Source organism: Corallococcus sp. CA041A (assembly GCF_003612075.1).
Taxonomy (GTDB): Bacteria; Myxococcota; Myxococcia; order Myxococcales; family Myxococcaceae; genus Corallococcus; species Corallococcus exiguus.
In genome coordinates, this window is record NZ_RAWF01000469.1 from 1 (window position 1) to 3,364 (window position 3,364).

General features: G+C 69.9%; 3 protein-coding genes. All 3 read right to left on the bottom strand.

The window, feature by feature from the left end; genetic code table 11:
* Nucleotides 1-227 precede the first annotated feature (227 nt).
* A complete protein-coding gene (arsN2, locus tag D7V77_RS41100) occupies nt 228-683 on the bottom strand; it encodes an arsenic resistance N-acetyltransferase ArsN2 (protein ID WP_120581616.1) in 456 nt (151 codons plus the stop codon).
* A gap of 187 nt (nt 684-870) precedes the next feature.
* Nucleotides 871-1,026, bottom strand: coding sequence for a hypothetical protein (locus D7V77_RS44065; protein WP_158624588.1), 156 nt, complete (start codon nt 1,024-1,026; stop codon nt 871-873).
* Between the two features lie 133 nt (nt 1,027-1,159).
* Complete coding sequence (locus D7V77_RS41110; protein ID WP_120581618.1) at nt 1,160-3,220, bottom strand: glycosyltransferase family 39 protein; 2,061 nt, start codon at nt 3,218-3,220, stop codon at nt 1,160-1,162.
* Nucleotides 3,221-3,364: the final 144 nt, after the last annotated feature.

Here is a 3,364-nt window from a genome sequence, read left to right on the forward strand (position 1 = left end):
CCCGGCCTTGTACTCCGCCGTGAACTCCCGGCGCGGCCTGCGGGGCTTCCTCTGCTTTTCGTCAGTCGCGGACATCCCGTGCTCCTTCCATCACATCTCGGGTGTCCACGGAACCGGGCCAGGCTCAATCCTTGGGTTGCGCGCCGTCGGTCTTCCAGGGCTCGGAGGAGTCGTAGCGCACGCCGTGAGGAAGAGGAGGAGCGCGGCGCAAGCACGGAGCCTCATGTCTATGAACCGTTCTTCAGCGCAAGAGCGGAGCGACGCATCACGATTGCGCTTGCCGGACATGCCCCGCGTAGCGCTTCGGAGGCGTTCAGCTCGGAAGGGAGCGTGTCACGGCCGATGCAGACAAAGCCGAAGCGCGGGAAATAGTCCGCGGCCGTCGTGGTCAGCTGGCACAGCACTGGGAGTCTGTCTTCATCGGCCTTCGCAAGAACTCGCCGAACCAAGTCGGAACCTACGCCCAGCCCCTTCACCTTCTCCGCGACGGCAACGGAGCGGAGCAAGCCGCCCGTGGCGTAGACCTCCAGCCCGGCGACAGCGAGCAATGTTCCTGCCTGCTCAGTGACATGGAAGTGCGGAAGGTGCTCAGTCACCCCCTGGAGGGGCAGCCCAGCCGAGGAAAGAAGAGCCTGGATCGCAACCAGGTCACCGGGGCGGGCAGCGCGTATCGTGAGGGTCATCGACGCCACTCCTCTTGGGACAGAAGGACCAACACACGAGAGCGCACGTCGTCCCGGCTCTCACGCACGCGCTCCAGTGATTTACCCTTGAGGTCTTCCAGAGCCAATCTTCCCGCTTCAAGCCAGGCACGAAGGGGCACGCATCCCCGCATCCCATCCAACGCCGTACGACGCCCAGCTCCGAGCATCACGAGGGCCGCCCCCTGGACGTCCAGTCCGAGTTCGGCTTCCTGTCGCGGGTGACTTGCGCGAGTGACTCCAGCGCTTCAAGCGTTCCGACGCCGTGACGGTGCTCGCGCAGATGGACGCGGGCGAAGTACTCATCCTCGACGGGCAGCGGCACCTGGGCATCAACAAGCGGACCGAACTGCTCGCCCGAGTGGCCATGCCTGACGAGAGTTCGGAGAGCCTCCTCGAATGCACACGGCGTTCGCTGGGTGAAATGCAAACGCATGCACCCGGAATGTCTTTGCGGCTCAGGGAGGAGACACGGCGACGCGCTGCCCCACGGCGCCAAACTCCAGGTGTGTCACCTTCGCGCGGGGCGGCCCCAATGCGGGCAGGATGAACCACGCCGCGCCCACCAGGGCCTGGGGCCTGCGCAGCGTCACCCCTGGCTCCAACACCCGCTCCACGATGCCGTCGGGGCCGTGGAAGGTGACCCGCAGCGTCTGTGGCACACCGAGCGCCCGGACATAGAAGGCGTAGCGCTCGATGCCGTGGCCCAGGCTCCGGGACGCGAACCCGAGCACCTCCAGGTTCCCCTGCCGCACGGACAGGGGCGTGATGCCGTCAGGCAGGGGCGCGGGCTGGGGCAGCGGCGCGTCCAGGTCATAGGCCCGCAGCGCGGCCTGGGGCGGCACTCCGGGCACGGGGGCGTAGGGCTCCGCGAGCGGCGAGACGAGATACGGGTGATACCCGCGCTCGTGCGCGAGGGCCACGTCCGGAGCCCGCCGGTACGTCATGCGCCCGCTCCAGAACATGAGGTTCAGGTTCTCGAAGTTGAGCGGCGGATCCGAGTCCAGCGCGGCGAAGACGACGCTGCGCTTCGGCGTGTTCCGGGACAGCGCCAGGCCCACCTCGCGCGAATAGCTGACGTACAGCTCTTCGAGGTGCGCGTCCTCGTAGCGCGCCTTCTCCACCGGCAGGGTGATGGCCAGGTGCCAGGCGAGCACGCCCGACGCCGCGAGCCCCAGCACCCCGGTCATCCATTCGGGCCGGCGCGCCAGCCGCCACACCACGGCGGTCATCGCCCCCGCGAAGAAGACCATCACCAGCCCTTCGGCGAGCCCCGGAAGCGTCCGCGTCTGGTCCCAGGACGCGGGGAGCGACTCGCGCATGCGGGTCAGCGCGGGCAGGTGCTCCATGGCCAGCGGCGTGCCGAGCGCCGCCAGCAACAGCGCCGCGAGCGTCGGATGGCGCCACGCGTCCGAGCCCGCGATGGCCAGCGCGGCGAGGACCGCGGGCACGGCGCCCCAGGCAATGGCCGGGACCTTCACCGTGCCCAGCGACAGGACGAGCCACGTCGCCCCCACCCACAGCGCGAGCCCCACCGTCTCCAGGTCCCGCTTGCGCACGGCGCGCACCAGCAGCCAGCAGAACGCGACCAGGGGCAGCACGTTCGGGAGCGGCTGGAAGCTCGTGCGGTTGACCTCGTTGAGGACGGCGTCCAGCGGGCGGCGCCAGGGCCCCACGTCCACGGTCGGATCAGGGAAGAGGTGCGCTCGTGTGACGCGCGACTCCAGGTCATGCAGCTCCGGCCAGCGCCACCCGGAGTAGAGGCTCCAAGGCGCCGCCACCACTCCGGCCGCGGCCACCATGGCCAGCACCGTGGCGAGCCTCGGGCCCGGACAGAAGCGCAGCCGGCTCAAGGCCCACAGCGTCGCGGCCACGCCCAGCGGGGTCAGCGCGAGCCCCGTCTTGCAGAGGAAGCCCAGCCCCACCACTGCTCCCGCCGCGAGCCCCCACCGCCAGGAGTTCTCCCGGGTGGCGTGGAAGAGCAGCGCCACCGCCACGGCGTTGCACCCCGCCAGCGTGCAGTCCGTCACGTCCCCGAAGAAGCGCCCCTGCACCAGCTGCCAACCGAAGGGCAGTGCCAGGAACCCCACCGCCGCCAGCGTGGCCCACAGCCGCCCCGCGGGCCGTCTGGCGATGAGGTAGATGGCGGCCCCCGCGGCCAGGTGGCCCAGGAGCGAGGCCAGCCGCAGCGCGAGCGGCGTCACACCCACGACGTGCATCATCAGCGCCCCGAACCAGAAGGGGCCCGTGGGCTTGTGCATCCAGACGTTCGCGGCCCACCAGTGCCGGATGTCGCTCGGGTAGAGCGGATCCTTGTAGATGTGCGGCGTGAAGAAGGTGTCGTGCGTGCCGCGCGCGGCGGCCTGATGCATCGCCTCGTCCCAGTTGTAGATGGCGGGATGGGCCAGATGCGGCGCCAGCTGCGCGAGCCCCCACACCACGAGCGCCACGACAATCAGGCCGTCGAGCTTCGTCCGGTACGGGCCAGGGGCGCGGTAGGTCTGGAGGGGGGCGTTCATCGGAAGGGGGCAATTCACCACCCACGCCCTGGGACCGCAAGCCGCGCAGGAGCGGCCGCCCGAGCCGATTCCGGAGCAGGAACGGACCAGACGCCGCAGGTCCGGACCGTGTGTCCGCCCCCGGTTTCGGGCCCAATCCCCTCC

Excerpts from the sequence above, each read along its gene's own strand:
- arsN2 (WP_120581616.1), bottom strand. The coding sequence starts at position 683 with ATGACCCTCACGATACGCGCTGCCCGCCCCGGTGACCTGGTTGCGATC.
- D7V77_RS41110 (WP_120581618.1), bottom strand. The coding sequence starts at position 3,220 with ATGAACGCCCCCCTCCAGACCTACCGCGCCCCTGGCCCGTACCGGACG.